The organism is Cryobacterium sp. 10I1 (genome assembly GCF_035019805.1).
Classification (GTDB): Bacteria; Actinomycetota; Actinomycetes; order Actinomycetales; family Microbacteriaceae; genus Cryobacterium; species Cryobacterium glucosi.
Window position 1 is genome coordinate 1 of record NZ_JASJVF010000569.1, and the last position, 432, is coordinate 432.

1 protein-coding gene is annotated in these 432 nt (G+C 73.6%); it reads right to left on the reverse strand.

Annotation, left to right across the window (positions count from 1 at the left end):
- Positions 1–146 precede the first annotated feature (146 nt).
- The coding region (locus tag QN345_RS19815; protein WP_416347691.1) for an alpha/beta fold hydrolase at positions 147–432 on the reverse strand (286 nt) is incomplete at its 5' end.

The following is a 432-nucleotide window of genomic DNA, read 5'->3' on the forward strand; positions in this document are numbered from 1 at the left end:
GCTGGCCCGCCGGGCCTGGGCGCGCCGCATCCGAGCCTGAGCGCTGTGCATCTGCGCCGGGCGCGGGAGTTCCGCCGCTGCGCCTGTGGTGCGCCACTCGCGCACCGGCGGATGCCCCGCGCTCGATCCGAGGAGCCCGGTGGGATTCAGGAGCGGGCGTAGAGGGCGAGCAGGTCGCGGGCGAGCTGGTGCGGCGTCGTCTCGCAGGGACTGTGGCCGGTGCGATACACGCGGAGTTGGGCGCCGATCCGCCCGGCGAACGCCCGGTGCAGCTCGAGCGGCCAGAGGTCCCGCTCGCCGACGGCGACAAGCAACGGAACCCGGCTCCGCGCGAGGTCCGCCCGCAGGTCGGGAGCGTTCTTCATCAGCTCCATGATCTCGTCGACGCTCCGGCGGATCGTGTCCTCGAAACGCAGCCGCACGAGGTGGAGC